Raw genomic sequence first — 1,164 nt, 5'->3', positions numbered from 1 at the left:
GCCAGGTTTTTTGACGGGGTCGAGACCTCCAAGAAGCATACGGCCACTGTCTCTGCGCGCATCAAGTGTACGCCCCTGAAGTTTCTATTCATGAGGGTCGCGCCCAAGCGCGTGGGGCGGTTTTTTACGATATCTCGCTCCATCCTGGTCTCCGCCAGTTCCCTGCGTAGTCTGGCTACCTCGGCTTCTAATTCGGGAACCGTGCGACTGCCTGGCGCCGCCACGGCGCCATTGCCAAGCTTGGCTGCTTTGACCCAAGTGGCCAAAGTCCCCATCGGAATGGCAATTCGCTTCGCCGCTTCATCTAGCGTCAGGCCCTGTGCAAGCACAAGCTTTACAGCTTCTTCACGAAGCTCCGGTGTGTATGTTCTCGGTTTCGTCATGTGTGCTCCCATTGATAAAGTTTATCAAAAAGGAGTGTCCGGAAAATTCAGGTTACCTCACATGATGTTGCTGCGGTATGGATGCTCAAACGCAATTGCGCGTTTACGCCGTGGCAGTTCGGCGTTTTCTATTGTTCGCTCGCGACCGTCACCCTATCAATCGCGGCCTTTTGGACAGCGTTGGGCGCATGGACCGTGCTTCCGTTCGCAGGGATCGACCTGATTGCTGTGGGCAGCGCGGTCCTAGTCTATGCACGGCACGCGACGGATTACGAACGGATCGTCATTTCACCCGAACATTTGATTATTGAAACTGCACTCGCTTCCCACCTCACAGTGGTCGAGCTTAATCCGCGATGGATTCGAATTACTTTGCAAGAGAAGCCTCGCCCAAAGATCGAAATTCGTAGCGCCGGACAGGTCATTATCGTAGGCACCCATGTGCCTGCGCACCGACGAGCAGGCATCGCGGCTGAAATGCGCCGATACATTGCGCAGCTTGGCTAAAAGAAATTTGACAGGCACGCGCCATTGTGAGGACCATACGCCTATTTGGAGTTTTCTCATGAGCACCGCCGAACACGATCATGTTGTCCGCCACGACGTCGGTCACGCCATTCCGACCGCGGAGCGTGTCAATGAGTTTGCGACACTTGGGTGTTTACATTCAGTGAGCAAGCGTCAAGTTTTATGCGGGTTTGGGATTCCTTCTTTTTGGGTGGGTTGATCCATGCGGCGACGGGCAATTCGGGTGGTCGCGGTGCGACACGCTTGAAGCGCT

At 55.0% G+C, this 1,164-nt stretch carries 2 protein-coding genes; one reads left to right on the top strand and one right to left on the bottom strand.

What is annotated here, in order from left to right; genetic code table 11:
* Positions 1–383 (bottom strand): transposase (locus tag ACRXB1_RS36440; protein WP_449494824.1); only part of this gene is annotated, 383 nt, incomplete at its 3' end.
* 81 nt (positions 384–464) lie between these two features.
* Between ACRXB1_RS36440 and ACRXB1_RS36435 the strand changes: the two genes are divergently transcribed.
* On the top strand, positions 465–890 hold the full coding sequence (locus tag ACRXB1_RS36435) for a DUF2244 domain-containing protein (RefSeq protein ID WP_449494823.1): 426 nt from the start codon (positions 465–467) through the stop codon (positions 888–890).
* Positions 891–1,164 lie beyond the last annotated feature (274 nt).

Source organism: Caballeronia sp. M23-90 (genome assembly GCF_053574605.1).
This window is presented reverse-complemented; position numbering and strand designations above follow the sequence as displayed.